15 protein-coding genes, 1 pseudogene and 1 riboswitch are annotated in these 16,793 nt (G+C 63.3%); of the genes and pseudogenes, 10 read left to right on the plus strand and 6 right to left on the minus strand.

Translation table 11 applies throughout. The annotated features are described in order from the left end of the window. Both A2J01_RS17460 and era read left to right on the plus strand, forming a co-directional pair. Positions 1 to 181: pseudogene (locus tag A2J01_RS17460) on the plus strand (hypothetical protein); the annotation flags it as partial. Between the two features lie 24 nt (positions 182 to 205). Next, positions 206 to 1,123, plus strand: a complete 918-nt coding sequence (gene era / locus A2J01_RS17465) for a GTPase Era (RefSeq protein ID WP_003944451.1) — start codon at positions 206 to 208, stop codon at positions 1,121 to 1,123. Here the strand turns inward: era and A2J01_RS17470 are convergent. Together A2J01_RS17470 and A2J01_RS17475 are read right to left on the minus strand one after the other, a co-directional pair. After that, on the minus strand, positions 1,120 to 1,671 hold the full coding sequence (locus A2J01_RS17470; RefSeq protein WP_030536607.1) for a TetR/AcrR family transcriptional regulator: 552 nt from the start codon (positions 1,669 to 1,671) through the stop codon (positions 1,120 to 1,122). The genes era and A2J01_RS17470 overlap by 4 nt on opposite strands. 4 nt (positions 1,672 to 1,675) lie before the next feature. Continuing rightward, positions 1,676 to 3,094, minus strand: coding sequence for an amidase (locus A2J01_RS17475; protein ID WP_064113195.1), 1,419 nt, complete (start codon positions 3,092 to 3,094; stop codon positions 1,676 to 1,678). Positions 3,095 to 3,423: 329 nt separating this feature from the next. Here A2J01_RS17475 and kdpF point away from each other — a divergent pair, with 329 nt between their 5' ends. The 6 genes from kdpF to A2J01_RS17505 are packed head-to-tail and all read left to right on the plus strand — an operon-like array spanning position 3,424 to position 11,191. Next, entirely contained in the window at positions 3,424 to 3,522 is a 99-nt protein-coding gene (gene kdpF, locus A2J01_RS17480) for a K(+)-transporting ATPase subunit F (RefSeq protein WP_007731078.1), read from the plus strand. Further along, a complete protein-coding gene (kdpA, locus tag A2J01_RS17485) occupies positions 3,522 to 5,207 on the plus strand; it encodes a potassium-transporting ATPase subunit KdpA (protein ID WP_003944472.1) in 1,686 nt (561 codons plus the stop codon). Before kdpF ends, kdpA begins: the two co-directional genes overlap by 1 nt. After that, on the plus strand, positions 5,204 to 7,309 hold the full coding sequence (gene kdpB / locus A2J01_RS17490) for a potassium-transporting ATPase subunit KdpB (RefSeq protein ID WP_050654652.1): 2,106 nt from the start codon (positions 5,204 to 5,206) through the stop codon (positions 7,307 to 7,309). The genes kdpA and kdpB overlap by 4 nt, the downstream gene beginning before the upstream one ends. A 6-nt stretch (positions 7,310 to 7,315) precedes the next feature. Beyond that, the gene (locus tag A2J01_RS17495; RefSeq protein ID WP_064113198.1) at positions 7,316 to 7,966 is read left to right on the plus strand and encodes a potassium-transporting ATPase subunit C; all 651 of its coding nucleotides are present in this window, start codon (positions 7,316 to 7,318) and stop codon (positions 7,964 to 7,966) included. Between the two features lie 7 nt (positions 7,967 to 7,973). Continuing rightward, positions 7,974 to 10,514 carry a sensor histidine kinase gene (locus A2J01_RS17500; protein WP_064113200.1) on the plus strand — a complete coding sequence of 847 codons (2,541 nt, stop codon included), beginning with the start codon at positions 7,974 to 7,976 and terminating at the stop codon, positions 10,512 to 10,514. Beyond that, positions 10,511 to 11,191, plus strand: coding sequence for a response regulator (locus A2J01_RS17505; protein WP_003944545.1), 681 nt, complete (start codon positions 10,511 to 10,513; stop codon positions 11,189 to 11,191). Before A2J01_RS17500 ends, A2J01_RS17505 begins: the two co-directional genes overlap by 4 nt. Before the next feature lie 9 nt (positions 11,192 to 11,200). On the opposite strand, the gene A2J01_RS17510 is transcribed toward A2J01_RS17505, so the two are convergent. Further along, positions 11,201 to 12,181 (minus strand): zinc-binding alcohol dehydrogenase family protein, encoded by a 981-nt coding sequence (locus A2J01_RS17510; protein WP_058227193.1) that lies wholly within the window; start codon positions 12,179 to 12,181, stop codon positions 11,201 to 11,203. After that, the gene (locus A2J01_RS17515; RefSeq protein ID WP_064113202.1) at positions 12,178 to 12,639 is read right to left on the minus strand and encodes a MarR family winged helix-turn-helix transcriptional regulator; all 462 of its coding nucleotides are present in this window, start codon (positions 12,637 to 12,639) and stop codon (positions 12,178 to 12,180) included. The genes A2J01_RS17510 and A2J01_RS17515 overlap by 4 nt, the downstream gene beginning before the upstream one ends. A gap of 121 nt (positions 12,640 to 12,760) precedes the next feature. Between A2J01_RS17515 and dinB the strand changes: the two genes are divergently transcribed. Then, positions 12,761 to 14,059, plus strand: a complete 1,299-nt coding sequence (gene dinB / locus A2J01_RS17520) for a DNA polymerase IV (protein WP_082900894.1) — start codon at positions 12,761 to 12,763, stop codon at positions 14,057 to 14,059. Here dinB and A2J01_RS17525 read toward each other — a convergent pair. Continuing rightward, positions 14,056 to 15,336, minus strand: coding sequence for an LLM class flavin-dependent oxidoreductase (locus tag A2J01_RS17525; RefSeq protein WP_064113204.1), 1,281 nt, complete (start codon positions 15,334 to 15,336; stop codon positions 14,056 to 14,058). The genes dinB and A2J01_RS17525 overlap by 4 nt on opposite strands. Continuing rightward, positions 15,336 to 16,100 carry a 3-oxoacyl-ACP reductase gene (locus A2J01_RS17530; protein ID WP_064113221.1) on the minus strand — a complete coding sequence of 255 codons (765 nt, stop codon included), beginning with the start codon at positions 16,098 to 16,100 and terminating at the stop codon, positions 15,336 to 15,338. Before A2J01_RS17530 ends, A2J01_RS17525 begins: the two co-directional genes overlap by 1 nt. Positions 16,101 to 16,117: 17 nt before the next feature. Then, positions 16,118 to 16,211: riboswitch (TPP riboswitch) on the minus strand. A 138-nt stretch (positions 16,212 to 16,349) separates the two neighbouring features. Between A2J01_RS17530 and A2J01_RS17535 the strand changes: the two genes are divergently transcribed. Next, positions 16,350 to 16,784 carry a DoxX family protein gene (locus tag A2J01_RS17535; RefSeq protein WP_054781580.1) on the plus strand — a complete coding sequence of 145 codons (435 nt, stop codon included), beginning with the start codon at positions 16,350 to 16,352 and terminating at the stop codon, positions 16,782 to 16,784. Positions 16,785 to 16,793: the final 9 nt, after the last annotated feature.

Here is a 16,793-nt window from a genome sequence, read left to right on the forward strand (position 1 = left end):
CGGGCTGATCGGATACGTACTCGGCCGAGTGCCACTTCCCGGTTCCGAAGTGGAGTACGACGGTTTGATCCTGCGCGGCGAGGGAACCAATACGGGCCGAGGCCGGGTACGCATCAGCACGGTGTTCGTGCAGCGCATCCCGCCGTCCGAAGACGAAGAGACAGAAGACACCGATGACTGAGCGAGAGTTCAGCGAGGAGCAGTTATGAGCAAGAACGAATTCCGGTCAGGCTTCGTGTGTTTCGTGGGTCGACCCAATACGGGCAAGTCCACGCTGACCAACGCGTTGGTCGGCAGCAAGATCGCGATCACGTCCTCGCGCCCGCAGACGACGCGCCACACGATTCGCGGCATCGTTCACCGCGAGCATGCGCAGCTGATCCTGGTGGACACCCCTGGACTGCACAAGCCCCGCACTTTGCTCGGGCAGCGCCTCAATGACCTGGTTCGCGACACGTACTCCGAGGTCGACGTCATCTGCCTGTGCATCCCGGCCGACGAGGCCATCGGGCCCGGAGACCGCTGGATCGTGCAGCAGGTCCGTCAGATGGCGCCCAAGACCAAGCTTGTCGGCATCGTGACCAAGATCGACAAGGTCAGCCGCGACGCCGTCGGAAAGCAGTTGCTCGCGCTGTCCACCCTGCTCGGCCCCGAATCCGAGGTCGTTCCGGTGTCCGCGAAGTCGGGTGAACAGGTCGAGATCCTGGTCGACGTCCTCGCCGGTCTGATGGACGAGGGCCCGGCCTTCTACCCGGACGGGGAACTGACGGACGAGCCCGAAGAGGTGCTCATGGCCGAACTGATCCGTGAGGCTGCGCTCGAGGGGCTCGGCGAAGAATTGCCGCACTCCCTGGCTGTGGTGATCGAGGAGGTCATCCCGCGTGAGGGTCGCACCGAGAAGCAGGGCGAGATGCTCGACGTGCATGCACTGCTCTACGTCGAGCGGCCCAGTCAGAAGGGCATCGTCATCGGTAAGGGCGGAGCGCGTCTGCGGGAAGTCGGTACCAGTGCGCGCCTGCAGATCGAGAAGCTGCTCGGTGTGCGGATCTTCCTGGAGCTGCACGTCAAGGTCGCCAAGGACTGGCAGCGCGACCCGAAGCAGCTCGGCCGGCTGGGCTTCTAGGGCCGGAGGACCCTGAGGATCGCCGCGCCGATGTCCTGCTCGTCGACGCCGGTGGCCAGGCGTCGGAGTTGGAGGCCGGTGATGACGGCGACGAGCGTCGATGCAATCGACTCCGGATCAGGTACACCGAGTGCCGTCAGAATCGTGACGGTCAAATCGTCGTAGGCGGCGAAGCATTCGACGGCGACTTCGTGGAGTTCGTGGTCGCGCCCGGCGGCGATGTACATCTCGAACGGCGCGATCCGCTCGGCCGAGAACGAAAGATCTCGCGTCACCTTTTCGGCTATTGCCGCGGCGTCCTCGACGCTCAGACCTTTGTCGCGGTACTCCTCGGCCAAGGCGCGCAGGCGCGTCGTCTCGTCGGTCACGAAACGAGACAGAGCAGCGCGGAGCATGTCCGACTGGCTCGCGAAGTGATACGTGATCGATCCGAGTGAGACGCCGGCCTGCGCGGCGATGCGCCGGTTGCTCACACCCGGGATGCCGTCGGTACCGACGACGTGCAGAACGGCGTCGAGTATTCGCTCGCGGACGTCCCGGTTACTCATCGGGTCACCACCACGGCTCGGGGCGGATCTGATCCCAACGCAGGACCGATTCCAATTGTGAAGCGAGGGAGACCAACAGAGGTTCGGTGTTCTCGTTGCCCATCAACTGCGCACCGATGGGCAGGCCGGCCTTGCTGAATCCGGCCGGCACGTTGACCGAGGGCCAGCCGAGGACGTTCCACGGCCACGCGTACGGGCAGGCGCCGGTCATGACCTTGTCTGTGTCCCAGCCACCGATGCCGTCGATCGCGGTCGCCATGATCGGTGGAGTTGCCGTCGTGGGTGCCAGGACGACGTCGTAGGTGTCGAAGATCGCTCCGATCCGCTTTCGCATCCGTGGCTCGGCCGCGCGGGCCGCGCGCAGAGGTGCGCCGCGAAGTAGCTTGCCGTTCTGGGCATTTCCGCGTGTTCTGGCATCGACCAGTGTCGGGTCGGGAACGCGTCCGAGCCAGTCGTGGACCCCGACGAGTGAGCGGGGCAGAAAGTTCAGGCCGAAGATCAGGCCGTATGCGGGATCGTCGACGACGACGTGGTGTCCGAGCTCCCGCAGCGTGTCGGCGATCGAATGCACGGCCAGGCGCACTTCCGGGTCCAGCTTCACGGGAGTGGCGGTGAACGGATTGCGAAGGGAAAGCGCGATTTTCAGTTTTCCGGGGTCGCGTCCCACCGCGTCGCTGACGGTGACCGGTGTCGGCTTGTGGAGGTCGCCGTCATGGTTGCCGGCAGCGACGTCGAGCAGCAGTGCCGCGTCGGCGACGGTGCGAGCGAGCGGGCCGTTGACCGTCAGGCCGTAGAACGCTTCGGCGTCGGGCCAGGTGGAGATGCGCCCGCGCTGCGGTTTGATTCCGACGAGGTTGGTCCAGGCCGCAGGGATTCGGATGGAACCGGCACCGTCGGAACCGATTCCGGCGCTGACCAATCCGGCGGCGACGGCCGCGGCGGTGCCGCCCGACGATCCGCCTGGAGTGTGGTGACGCGACCACGGACTGCGCGTGTAACCGAAGGCTGAACCGCTCGTAAGGGGCCACTGGCCCAATTCCGGGCTGTTGGTCTTGCCCACGATCACTGCGCCGGCGTCGCGGAGGCGTCGAACCATCTCCGAGTCCTCGGTCTTGGCCGGGAAATCGCCAGGGCAACCGAAGGCGGTGGGTTCGCCGGTGATGTCGACGTCGTCCTTCACTGCGATCGGCACGCCGAGAAGAGGTAGGCGCTCGCCGAGTGCGAGACGCCTGTCGGCCTCGGCAGCTTCCTCGAGTGCCTTCTCGCGCCGCACGATCTTGAACGCATTGAGGTGAGGCTGAGTGGCCTCGATCCGGCTCAGCGTTGCCTCCGTGGCCGCGACGGACGAGGTGGCGCCCGAGGCCAGACTCGCAACCTGGTCGACAAGACCGGGGGCGAGATCGTGGTCGGTTCGAGAAGTCATCAGGTTCCCTTCGCAAAACTGTTCGTTCGAACGAACAGTAACTTGTTTCAGTATTAGTGAACTTCGGTTTCGCGTCAAGATCGCGTCAAGACGCCAGGTCAGTGCGTAAGCGGATCGTCAGAGACGCGGAATCGGCCTTTCCGGAGGTCGAAGCTGAGAGAGCGCATCCGGTCGAGGGCGACCGCGCGTCATGGCTGCGATGCACAGCAGCACGGCAAAAGATTTCGAAGAGGGAAGCTCATGGCCGATCTGGCCTACGTTGCTCTGATTCTCGGCGGTTTTCTCGTGTGCGCGCTGGTACTGCGCGCCCTACAGGCGAGCGCTCCCAAATGACGGTTGCCGGTGTGGTCAGCGTGGTTCTGATCGCCGTCGCCGCGGCATTGGTCATTTACCTGCTCGTTGCACTCGTAGATCCTGAGAGGTTCTGATGTCGCCCGCTCTTGCAGCCGGCCTGCAGATCGCTTTTGTCCTCGTCGTTCTGGCAATCGCCTACGTTCCGGTGGGCGACTACATGGCGCGTGTTTACTCGTCGACGCGAGATCTTCGGGTCGAGAGTGTGATCTACCGCGTCGGTCGGATCGACTCGAGGGCCGAGCAGACGTGGTACGGCTACGCCGCAAGCGTTCTCGGATTCTCGCTGGCCAGCGCATTGTTCCTGTACTTCCTGCAACGGATTCAGGGAGTACTGCCGCTGAGTGACGGTCTGTCCGGGGTCAGTCCTGCCGTAGCGTTCAACACCGCGATTTCGTTTGTGGCGAACACCAACTGGCAGTCGTACACGCCGGAAACGACGATGAGCAACTTCGTTCAGCCCGTCGGTCTGGCGGTGCAGAACTTCGTCTCGGCAGCGGTCGGCATGGCGGTGGCCATCGCATTGGTTCGCGGCTTCATTCGGGTGGCCAGGGGCGGCGAGATCGGCAACTTCTGGGTCGATCTGACGCGTGGTTCTCTGCGCATCCTCCTCCCGTTCTCCTTCGTGATCGCCCTGATCCTGTTGAGCCAGGGAGTGATCCAGTCGTTCCACAGCGGTTTCGCCTCCACCGGCCTCGACGGCAATGCGGTCACCAATGCACTGGCCCCCGTCGCGTCCCAGGAAGCGATCAAGGAACTCGGCACCAACGGTGGCGGGATCTTGGCTGCCAACTCGGCGCACCCGTTCGAGAACCCCACCCCGTTGAGCAATGTCGTCGAGATCCTGGCGATCCTGTTGATTCCGGTCTGCCTCACCCGAACGTTCGGAACTCTCGTCGGGGATCGTAGGCAAGGCCTCACCCTGCTGGCAGTGATGGGAATCCTGTGGAGCGGGCTGCTCGCAGTCACGCTCGCTGCCGAATCCGGCGCACGCGGTGTTGCCGCCACAGCAGCTGGTTCGATGATGGAGGGCAAGGAAGTTCGCTTCGGAATCCCCGGATCGGCGTTGTTCGCGGTGGCGACCACGGGAACGTCGACGGGCGCGGTGAACTCGGCCCACGACAGCATGTCACCCCTCGGCGGCGGCGCGGTCCTGCTCAACATGTTGCTCGGCGAAATTGCGCCAGGTGGAGTCGGAACCGGCCTCTACGGGATTCTTGTGCTGGCATTGATCGCAGTGTTCGTCGGCGGACTGCTGGTCGGTCGCACGCCCGAATATCTCGGCAAGAAGTTGGGTCGACGCGAGATCACCCTTGCGGCGCTGTCGATTCTGGTCATGCCCGCGCTGGTCTTGATCGGTACCGCCATCACCGTCATCCTCGGTTCGACCACCGGTTATCAAGGCAATGGGGGAGATCCGGGCACGCCGGGATCGATCCACGGGTTCAGTGAGGTGCTTTACGCCTTCGCCTCCGCCTCCAACAACAACGGCAGCGCCTTCGGCGGTCTGACGGTCACCAGCGACTGGTTCCAGTCGTCTCTCGGAATCTGCATGCTTCTCGGCCGATTCCTGCCGATCATCTTCGTTCTCGCTTTGGCCGGTGCTCTTGCCTCGCAGAAGAAGGTGGCGCCGACGGCCGGCACCCTCCCGACGTCCGGACCGATGTTCACCGGTTTGTTGACCGGCACCGTCGTTCTTGTTGCTGCACTTACATTCTTCCCGGCCCTCGCGCTGGGCCCGCTAGCGGAGGCTCTTCAATGACCGTGCGTATCAGTGAGAAACCCGTGGTAGCGCAAGACGCTGCCGACAAGGTTGATCCAGGCCAGTCCCGTCAAGTACACGCTGGCGTTTTCAACCCGCGGCAGATGATCACCGCGTTGCCGGGGGCCGTGCGCAAACTCGACCCACGCCACCTCGCCCGCAACCCGGTCATGTTCGTGGTGTTCGTCGGTTCCGTCATCACCACTGTCATGGCGATCGCCGATCCCTCGGTGTTCTCCTGGGTGATCACCCTGTGGCTCTGGTTCACGGTGATCTTCGCGAACCTCGCCGAATCCGTGGCCGAAGGGCGCGGCAAGGCGCAGGCGGCGAGCCTGCGAAAGGTGAAGCAGGACACCACAGCACATCGGATCACGATGAGCGGTGCGATCGAATCGGTTTCCGGCACCGAACTGGTGGTCGGCGATCGGGTGATAGTGGTTGCCGGCGAGGTCATCCCCGGCGACGGCGACGTGGTCGAAGGTATTGCCTCCGTAGACGAATCGGCGATCACCGGTGAATCCGCGCCGGTGGTCCGTGAATCCGGTGGTGACCGGTGCGCCGTCACCGGTGGTACGACGGTTCTCTCGGACCGCATCGTCGTGGAAATCACCGCAGCACCGGGCAGTTCGTTCGTGGACCGGATGATCGCGCTCGTCGAGGGTGCTTCACGTCAGAAGACACCCAACGAGATTGCGCTCAACATCCTGCTCGCGTCGTTGACCGTCATCTTCCTCCTCGCCGTCGTAGCCATCGGCCCGATGGGCTTGTACGCGGGGCACGAGCAGGATCCGATCAAGCTGATCGCACTTCTCGTCTGCCTGATCCCGACGACCATCGGAGCGCTGCTCTCGGCGATCGGTATCGCGGGCATGGACCGCCTCGTCCAGCGCAACGTTCTCGCGATGTCGGGGCGCGCGGTGGAAGCTGCGGGCGACATCGACACCCTGTTGATGGACAAGACCGGAACCATCACTTTCGGTAACCGCCGGGCCACCGCACTCCATCCGGCGCCCGGTGTATCCGCCGACGATCTTGCTGCGGCAGCTCGCTTGTCGAGCCTGGCCGACGGAACTCCCGAGGGACGGAGCATCGTCGAGCTGTGCGCAGCGGATTTCGGTCTCGCTGCCGAGCCGACGTTGGACGAAGAACGCGCCGAGTTCGTTCCGTTCACGGCACAAACCCGGATGAGCGGACTCGACCACTCCGGACGCCAAATCCGAAAGGGTGCAGCAGATGCGGTGATGAACTGGGTCGTCAGTGGCGGTGGACACGCGGAGAGCGCGGTGACCGACACCGTGAACGACATCGCCCAAGCGGGCGGAACGCCGCTGGTAGTTGCCGTCAAGCATGGTGAGAGTACCTCGATCCTCGGCGTGATCGCGTTGTCCGACGTCGTAAAGCCGGGAATGGCTGACAGGTTCGCCGAACTCCGGGCGATGGGTATTCGCACGATCATGATCACCGGCGACAATCCGTTGACCGCGAAGGCGATTGCCGACGAGGCGGGCGTCGACGACTTCATGGCGGAGGCCACCCCGGAAGACAAACTGGCCCTGATCCGGAAGGAACAGGAAGGCGGACGTCTCGTCGCGATGACCGGTGACGGGACCAATGATGCTCCCGCCCTTGCCCAGGCCGATGTCGGGGTCGCGATGAACACGGGAACCTCGGCAGCCAAAGAGGCCGGGAACATGGTCGATCTCGACTCCGATCCCACCAAGCTGATCGAGGTGGTGGAAATCGGCAAGCAATTGCTGATCACCCGCGGCGCGTTGACCACATTCTCGTTGGCGAACGACCTGGCGAAGTATTTCGCAATCCTGCCGGCCTTGTTCAGCGGCATCTACCCGCAGCTGGACGCGTTGAACATCATGCGTCTCGCCACCCCCGAATCGGCGATCGTTTCGGCCGTGATCTTCAACGCCTTGGTGATCATCGGTTTGATTCCGTTGGCACTCAAGGGCGTTCGATACCGACCGTCGACGGCATCGCAGTTGCTCGGACGTAACCTGCTCGTCTACGGTCTCGGCGGTGTGATCACACCGTTCGTCGGTATCTGGTTGATCGATCTCGTCGTACGTTTGATTCCTGGAATTGGGTGACCTGACATGCGTTTCACTATCGGTTTTGCCAAACAGGTGTGGGCGGGTTTGCTCGTATTGCTCGCGCTCACCGTCGTTCTCGGTGTGGTCTATCCCGCCGCGGTGTGGGGTGTCAGCCGGATCAGCTCCGGATCTGCCGAAGGCTCACCGGTCACCGATGCCGCCGGTTGCGTGGTCGGCAGTGCCTGGGTGGGTGTCGATCTGCAGGTCGCCGAAGGGCAGCAGGACCCGTTCTTCCACAATCGTGTTGTCGGATCCGTTTCGGACGAGGATCCGTTTGCCACCGGTGATCCCGCTGCGGCACTGCCGTCCAACCAGGGGCCGAGCAGCGAGATTCTGGCCGGATTCGTCATCGAGCGCCGGGCAGCCATCGCGGCACGTGAGGGTGTCGACCCTGCATCGGTTCCCGTCGACGCAGTCACCGGTTCGGGCTCGGGTATCGATCCCCACATCAGTCCGGCGTACGCCGAACTGCAGGTCGCGAGGGTGGCGGCGAACAACGGCATCTCGGAAGACCAGGTGCGGGACTTGGTGGCCGAGCACACCGACGGTCGGCAACTCGGATTTCTCGGAGCCGAGCGAGTCAACGTCCTGGAATTGAACCTGGCACTCGGATTGACGGCACCTACGTGTGCTGCACCGACGACTGGTGGATGATTGTCACGTGAGTTCTTCGGAGAAGGTCGGTCAATCTTTCGGTAGGGCACGCAAACGTGGTGAATTGCGTATCTACCTCGGCGCTGCGCCTGGCGTCGGAAAGACCTTCGCGATGCTCGGTGAGGCTCATCGGCGTCGAGATCGTGGCTGTGACGTGGTCGCGGCCGTCGTGGAGACACACGGCCGCGCCCGCACCGCGGCGCAGATCGGAGACCTCGAAACAGTGCCGCCCAAGCTGGTGGATTATCGCGGAACACGGATGCCGGAACTGGACGTCGAGGCCGTGTTGGCTCGGCGTCCGGCCCTTGTCCTGGTGGACGAGTTGGCACATACCAACACGCCAGGGAGCAAGAATCACAAGCGCTGGCAGGACGTACAGGAACTGCTCGAAGCCGGGATCGACGTTCTGTCCACGGTCAACGTGCAACACCTCGAAAGCCTCAACGACGTTGTCGCGCACATCACCGGCGTGGTTCAGCAGGAGACGGTTCCGGACGCGGTAGTGCGTAGTGCGGCGCAGGTCGAGCTGGTCGACATCACCCCGGAGGCGCTGCGCCGCAGACTTTCTCACGGAAACGTGTATTCACCGGAACGGGTCGATGCGGCCTTGGGCAATTACTTCAGACGCGGAAACCTCACGGCGCTACGCGAACTGGCACTGCTGTGGGTGGCCGATCAGGTGGACGCCGCACTGGCGAAATACCGGGCCGAGAACAAGATCACCGATACCTGGGAGGCGCGCGAGCGTGTCGTCGTTGCCGTGACCGGGGGACCGGAGTCGGAAACCCTGGTACGACGCGCATCTCGAATCGCGTCGAAGTCGAGCGCCGAGCTGATGGTGGTCCACGTCGTACGCGGTGACGGACTCACCGGTGTCTCGGCCCCCGAGATGGGGAAGGTGCGCGCGTTGGCTGTCGGAGTCGGCGCCACGCTTCACACTGTTGTCGGTGACGACGTACCGTCGACGCTCCTCGAGTTCGCGCGTGAGGAGAACGCCACACAGTTGGTGCTGGGAACGTCGCGGCGTTCCCGCCTGGCTCGCATCCTCGACGAGGGGATCGGCGCTGCGGTGGTTCAGCAGTCCGGTGGTATCGACGTTCACATGGTCACGCACGAGGAAGCGACGGCGCGACGACGCATTTCGGTGCTGGGGCGCTCGGAGCGCCGGGTCCTGTCGTGGATTGCGGCGATCGTCGTGCCTTCGCTCGCGGCCGCGATCATGGGTCTCGTCGACCGAATCTCCGGGGTCAACGGCGAGAACGCGCTGTTCTTCGTCGTGGTCGTTCTGGTTGCCCTCCTCGGCGGCGTCGGCCCGGCGATATTGTCGGCCCTGATCTCGGGACTGCTGCTCAATTACTTCTTCACCGATCCGCGGTACAGCTTCACCATCGCCGAACCTGACAACTTCATCACCACTGTCGTGCTGTTGATCGTGGCTGTGGCAGTTGCAGTTCTGGTCGACGCCGCAGCAAAGCGCGCCCGCGAGGCGAAGCGCGCATCCGAGGAAGCCGAACTGCTCACACTGTTCGCGGGATCAGTTCTCCGCGGAGCGGATCTGTCGACACTTCTGGCGAAGGCACTCGAAATCTATCGCCAGCGAGGGGTTTCCGTCATTCATCACGACGACGGAGTCATCGCCGCCGTGGGTACGCAGCCGCCGACCACGGACGACGAAGCGGATACGGTCTGTGAGGTCAACGACGGGGAATACGCGCTGTTGTTGGCTGGGCCCGACCTGAGTGCGCGGGATCGACGAGTGTTGACGGTGGGCGCTCACCAAGCAGTTGGGATGATCCGCCAGGAGAAACTGACAGTCGAGGCGAGCAAGGCTGCCGCGCTCACCGAGGCTGATCAACTGCGGCGAGCCCTGCTGTCAGCGGTAAGCCATGACCTGCGAACGCCTCTCGCCGGAGTGAAGGCGGCGGTGTCCAGTCTGCGCAGCGACGACATCGAGTTCTCGCCCGAAGACACCGCTGAATTGTTGGCAACCATCGAGGAGTCGGCGGATCAGTTGACGGCACTGGTCGGGAACTTGCTCGACTCGTCCCGCCTTGCCGCCGGGGTGGTGAAACCCACGCTCCGGCCGGTGTATCTGGACGAGGTGGTTCACCGCGCGTTGCTGGGCCTCGGCATCGGTGGACGCTCGGATTCGCGGGCTCGAAGTGTAGTCGTCGACGTGGGTACCGTTGCAGTGCAAGCAGATCAAGGTCTGCTCGAGCGGGTGATTGCGAACATCGTCGACAACGCTCTGCGCTACGGGGGAGAAACCCCGGTGCGCGTCGGGGCGGCGCAACTCGGTGATCGTGTGGTGATCAGTGTTGCCGATACGGGCCCAGGTGTTCCGCGAGGTGAGGCCGAAACGATGTTCCAGCCGTTCCAACGGATGGGAGATCGCGACAACACCGGCGGAGTGGGCCTCGGACTTTCCGTGGTGCGCGGGTTTGTCGATGCGATGGGCGGAACGGTCAGCGCCACAGACACACCTGGTGGGGGATTGACGATGATCGTGGAGTTGGCTGCGGCCGGTACGAATGGGAATGGATCATGAGTCGAATCCTGGTAGTGGACGACGAACCGCAGATTCTGCGAGCTCTGCGTATCAATCTTTCGGTGCGCGGGTACGAGGTGGTGACCGCGTCGACGGGCGCCGGTGCCTTGCGGGCTGCTGCCGAGCGTCCACCGGACGTCGTGGTACTCGATCTCGGACTGCCCGACATGGACGGCACCGAAGTGCTTGCCGGCCTGCGTGGCTGGTGCACGGCGCCGGTCATCGTGCTGTCGGCGCGCACGGATTCCGCGGACAAGGTCGAGGCTCTCGACGCCGGTGCGGACGACTACGTCACCAAGCCCTTCGGGATGGACGAGTTTCTGGCCCGCGTGCGCGCTGCGGCGAGGCGGGGAACCTCCGCGGCGGACACTTCGGAACCGTCGGTCGAGACCGCGTCCTTCACGGTGGACTTGGCTGCGAAAACAGTGAGTCGGCGCGGTGAACAGGTGCACCTGACTCCGACCGAGTGGGGCATGCTCGAGATGCTTGTGCGCAACCGCGGAAAGCTGGTCGGGCAGAAGGAGTTGCTTCGGGAAGTGTGGGGACCGGCGTACGACACCGAGACCCACTATCTGCGTGTCTACCTGGCTCAACTTCGTCGGAAGCTCGAGGATGACCCGGCGAACCCCAAGCATCTGATCACCGAGGCAGGAATGGGTTATCGATTCGTGGTGTGAGAAGCCAGGTCAGAGCACAACTACCAATTTGCCACGTGCCGTACCGGCTTCCATCTTGGCATGTGCTCGCGCGATGTCCTCGAACGCGAACACCTCGTCGATCGGTACCACCGCCTCGCCTGATGCCACAGCGGAGAGGAAGTCTTGCAGTACGCCGGCAGGCAGGTCGGACGCGTCCCCACCGTACGAGGTCAATCGCACTCCGCGTGGAATGTAGTCGATCGGATAAAAGTCTTTGACTGTCCACTCGTTGGACAGCATTCCCGTGAAACATACGGTGCCGTGAACGCGGGTCGCGCGCAACGTGTCGGGAAGTGTTGGTGTTCCGACCAATTCGAGGGCCAGATCAACACCGCCCGGGAGGATGTCTCGAACCTGGCCGGCCACAGCACCGTCGTCGACGATAACGTGGTCAACCCCGATCGCGGTCAACGACGACGCTTTGTTCGCATCTCGGGTGGTCGCAAGGACAGTGAGCCCCCACTGCTTCGCCAGGACTGCGGTTGCCATGCCGACCGAGGAGGTTCCTCCCCGGATCAACAGGGATTGACCGGATTTCGCGTCCAGTCCTACCGTCAGCGAGCCGTAGGACGTCTGCAGCATCTCGGGAACAGCTCCCACTGTCGACCAGTCCAGTTCGCTCGAGAAGGGAACGACCTGACTGACGGGAACGCACGTGTACTCGGCATAACCGCCGTCGAACGTCCTCCCCATCCCACCCATCATGGCGGCGACTTGCCGGCCTTCGGTGAGCTCCCCGCCGGGGCAGTTCACCACTTCGCCGACGGCCTCGATGCCCAGCACCCTCGGGAATGTCACGCCTTCGGCGAGGCCGAGGCGGGTGTGAAGTTCGGATCGATTGAGGCCGAAAGCCTTCACCCGGACCAGTACCCAGCCCGCAATCGGCACGGGTATCGGAATCACTTTGATAGTCAATGCTTCTGGCGGGCCGGGGGCGTCGAGTACGATTGCGCGCATTGTGCCGGTCATGCTTTTTCCTTCGTGGTCGGTGTCAGGTTTCGATTGGCTTCACGCAGCGTGGCCAGTGTGGCGCCGAATCGATCGAGAGCGTCGGGCGTCAGCACGGAACCGAGACGGCGCTCCAATTCGTCGTCGAACGTTGCCTTCGCCCGCCGCAACAGCTCATTGCCCTCGGGAGTCAACTCGATGAGTGAGGATCGTTTGTCGGTGGGATTGGATTTTCGACGGCAGTGTCCAGGCGCTTCGATTCGATCCACCAGCTTGCTCGTGCCACCGACGGTGATCGCGAGGGCCTCGGCGATGTCGAAGACCCGACAGGAGCCGAGCCTGTCGATGATCTGCATCGGCTCGAATCGACTCAGTGGCAGGTCGTGCTCGATTCGGAGTCGCTGGTCGACGGCCGTCCACAGTTCGGTTTCGAAGCGGACGAGGTTGTCGAAGTGCCTGCTCAGGGCTGATCTGGTCAAGAGCAGACTCCGAACCGATATGCATTCCGTGGAATCATTCTTTCACCGTACGCCCGATTCGTGATTAATTCCATGGAATCTATTTGCGGCCTTTCATTGTGTCGGTGGCGCATGGGAACATATGTTCGTGTCGCATGAACCGCTGGATCAAGAAACGCCAGGTAATCACCCTGGCGGTGCTCGTTCCGGCGGTAATCATTCTGGCGATAGTCGGTCCACAGGTGACGCAACAATCCTGCATGCGGACCTCGATTCGTTCTACGCATCAGTCGAGCAACGCGACGACCCGACTCTGGCCGGCAGGCCGGTCATCGTCGGTGGTGGGGTGGTCTTGGCGGCAAGCTACGAGGCCAAGGCGTTCGGGGTTCGCACAGCCATGAGCGGTGGTCAAGCCCGATCACTGTGTCCTCAGGCGATAGTCGTCCCTCCGCGAATGTCGGCGTACTCGCAGGCGAGCAAAGACGTGTTCGACGTCTTTCACGACACGTCGCCGCTGGTCGAAGGAATCTCCATAGACGAGGCCTTTCTCGAGGTCGGCGGGCTCGCCAAGATCGTGGGAAACCCGCTGCAGATCGGAGCCAACCTCAGACGCGATGTGGCCGAGCAGGTCGGACTACCGATCACGGTCGGAATCGCACGCACCAAGTTCCTGGCCAAGGTCGCCAGTGCATTCGCGAAACCCGACGGATTGCTGCGAGTGCCGCCGGAGGGCGAGACCGAGTTCCTGCATCCCTTGCCGGTCGAGAAGCTGTGGGGCGTCGGCAAGATCACGGCCCAGAAGCTGCGAAACTTCGACATCGTGACGGTGGGTGACATCGCTCGGCACGACGAATCCTCGATCGTCTCGATTCTCGGGGGCGGCGCCGGTCGCCATCTCTACGCACTCTCACACAATCGAGATCCGCGCCCCGTCCGCGCCTATCGTGGCCGCAGTTCGATGGGTGCTCAGCATGCGCTGGGTCGCGGATCCCATCCCCGCGCAGAACTCGATGCGTCGTTGATGTCTCTTGTCGACCGTGTCAGTCGACGCATGCGTTCGGCGCAGCGGACGGGGCGCACGGTCACGCTCCGGCTCCGCTTCGCGGATTTCACGCGGGCAACTCGATCTCACACGCTGCGCCGGTCCACCGCCGACACAGCGGAATTGCTGAACGCCTCGATGGTGCTGCTGGACGAAGCGATACCGATGATCGCGGACAAGGGCATCACGTTGATCGGTGTCGCTGTCTCCAACCTGGATAGGGACGGCGCCGAACAACTCGAATTGCCCTTCGACGGTCCAGGATTCGCGGGTCCGGACACTGCCGCCCTCGACTCGGCAATGGACAGTGTCCGGAAGAAGTTCGGCTCCGCGGCCCTCACGAGGGGAGTGCTCCTGGGACGCGATCCGGACCTGTCGGTGCCGCTACTGCCGGACTAGGTGAGGTTTTCTCGCAGAGTCGCTCCCTCGTATTCGCGACGGAACAACCCACGCGCCTGCAGCACCGGAATCACGTGATCGACAAAATCTTCCAGACCCTGCGGATAGGTCGGCGGCATCAGATTGAAACCGTCGGCACCGCGGCCGTTCAACCAGGATCCCATCTCGTCGGCAATCGACTCCGGTGTTCCGATCATCGTTGCGTGACCACCACCCGCAGCGAGCGTCCCGAGGAGCTCCCGCACAGTCGGTGCGTCCTTCTTGACGATCCGCAAAATAGTGGCGTAGCGTCCCTGCGGCCCGGTGAACGCTTCGAGTGGAGGCAACGGGGGCACGGGCCCGTCGAGATCCCAGTTCTCGCAATCCTGTCCGGTGAACAACGAGAGTTGGCGTATCGACTGTTCGGTGGGCAGCAGGAGATCGAGTTCGGCCTTCTTCGCCCTGGCCTCGGCGACGGTGCTGCCGACGTAGGTGACCAGTCCCGGCATCACGGCGACAGAGTTCGAATCCCGGCCGGCTCGCTCGATTCTCGATTTCACGTCCGCGTAGTAGGCCTGTGCGCTGGGTAAGTCGTAGGCAACCGAATAGATTGCCTCGGCGCGACGCGCCGCCAGATCGCGGCCCTGCTCGGACGCCCCGGCCTGGAACAACACCGGCCGGCCTTGCGGGGAGCGCGGAACCGTCAACGGCCCGTCCACCCGAAAATGTTTGCCGTCGTGATCGATTCGAGAAATCCTGTTTGCGTCGGCAAAACGCCCCGACCGGTCGAGAATCAGCGCGTCTTCCGACCATGAATCCCACAATGCGAGGGCCACTTCGACAAATTCGTCGGCTCGTTCGTATCGGGATGCGTGATCGGGCATCGCCTCGAGTCCGTGGTTGCGCGCCTCCTGGTCGAACATCGAGGTCACGACGTTCCAGCCGGCCCGTCCGCCGCTGATGTGGTCGAGCGAGGCCAACAGTCGCGCCGCGTGAAACGGCGTGTAGAAAGTGGTGGAAATGGTGGTCACCAGGCCGATGTCCGCTGTCGCTCGTGCCATGGCAGTCAATGCGGTGATCGGCTCGAGAAACCACGACGCACCCGACTCGGGTTCGCGAACACTGTGACCGTCAGCGAAGAAGCCGGCGTCCAGCTTGCCGCGTTCGGCGATCTGGGCGAGCGACTCGTAATACGTTATGTCGCCGAGACTTTCGACCGGTGAGTCGCGATGACGCCATGCCGCACTGTGATGTCCGCAACCGAGCAGGAACGCACCTATCCGCAGCTGTGCGCCCATCAGTTCTTGACGAGTCCGCCGTCGACAACCAGGTTCTGGCCGGTCACGGCCCGCGACCATGGGGAGGCGAAAAAGAGTGCAGCGTCGGCAAATTCGTCCGGCGTGGTGACTCGGCGCAGGGGAGTGCTTGCCGCGATCATGTCGAACACGGCTTCCGGTGTTGCGGCGCTCGCATCGGTGGTGCGGAGCAAGCCGCCCGAGACCATGTTGACTGTGATCCCGTCCGGACCGAGGTCGGCGGACAGCGTCCGTGTCAGTGCCAACAGTGCGGCCTTGGCAGCGGTGTAGTCGTGGTACGGAACTACCGGATTCTGGACCAGATTGGTTCCGACAGTGATGATTCGGCCGAAGCCGAGTTCGCGCATGCCTGGTAGCGCTGCCTGGGTGGTATTGAGTGTTCCGGCAACAGCTCCGCGTAGTTGAGAGTCGAAGTCGGCCCGGGTGATCGTGTCCGCGTTCGGCCGTGCATCGCCGTTGAACGAGAAGTCGACCAGTGCATTGTCGACCACGGTCGAGATCGGTGCGTCGAATCTCTCGCGTGCAGCGGAGAACAACTGGTCGACGGAACTGCGGTCCGTCACGTCCGCCTGGACTGCGAAGGTGCGATCCTCACCCAGTTCGGCGACCAGGGCCTCGGCGGCATCGCGGCTCTTGTTGTAGTTCACGATTACGCGGGCGCCCGAGCGGGAGAATGCTCGGCTCAGTGCGGCGCCTAGCCCGCGGGCGCCACCGGTGATCAGAACGATCTGCTCGTCGAGGTTCAATGCGCGCTGAAATTGCTGTTCGGTCACGTCGACATCCCTCCGCCAGTGCTAACTGGTCAGGTTCATCGGGTCTGATCTCAGCCGACTTTTTCGGCACCCCGTGTCACCGTCCATCAGACCACGTGAGGTGAATCGTCCTGAACGCCGGGTGCGTTGTAACGGCCGGCGCGATGAGTTTTCGATCGCGCGGGAGTCGTAATTGCAAGCGAAGTGGCAACCGGCCGCTCGCCTTCGCCCCAGGAGATTCCGATGACCACCCAGCCCGTCCACACTGTTTCCGGTAACGCCACGACGACGACACCTTCGGCCACGGCTCGCAAGCTCGGATACGTCCTGAGTGGGCTGTTCGTCGTTTTCATGCTCTTCGACGGCATCATCCACATTCTCAACCTTCAGACAGTCAAGGATGCGTCGGCTGAACTTGGGTTGCCGGACTCGCTGGCATTGACGGCTGGGGTGGTGCAACTGATCTGCCTTGCGCTGTACGTGATTCCGCGAACGTCGATACTCGGCGCGATTCTGCTCACCGGTTACCTGGGGGGAGCGGTGTTGACCAACCTTCGAGCTGAACAGCCTCTGCTGAGCACGACCCTGTTTGCCGTCTACACCGGAATCGTCATGTGGGCGGGACTGTATCTCCGGGACGAGAAGGTTCGCGAGATCATCCCGCTGCGTCGGGCCTGAAATAGGCCC

It is taken from the genome of Rhodococcus sp. EPR-134, from assembly GCF_001647205.1.
GTDB classification, from domain to species: Bacteria; Actinomycetota; Actinomycetes; order Mycobacteriales; family Mycobacteriaceae; genus Rhodococcus_F; species Rhodococcus_F qingshengii.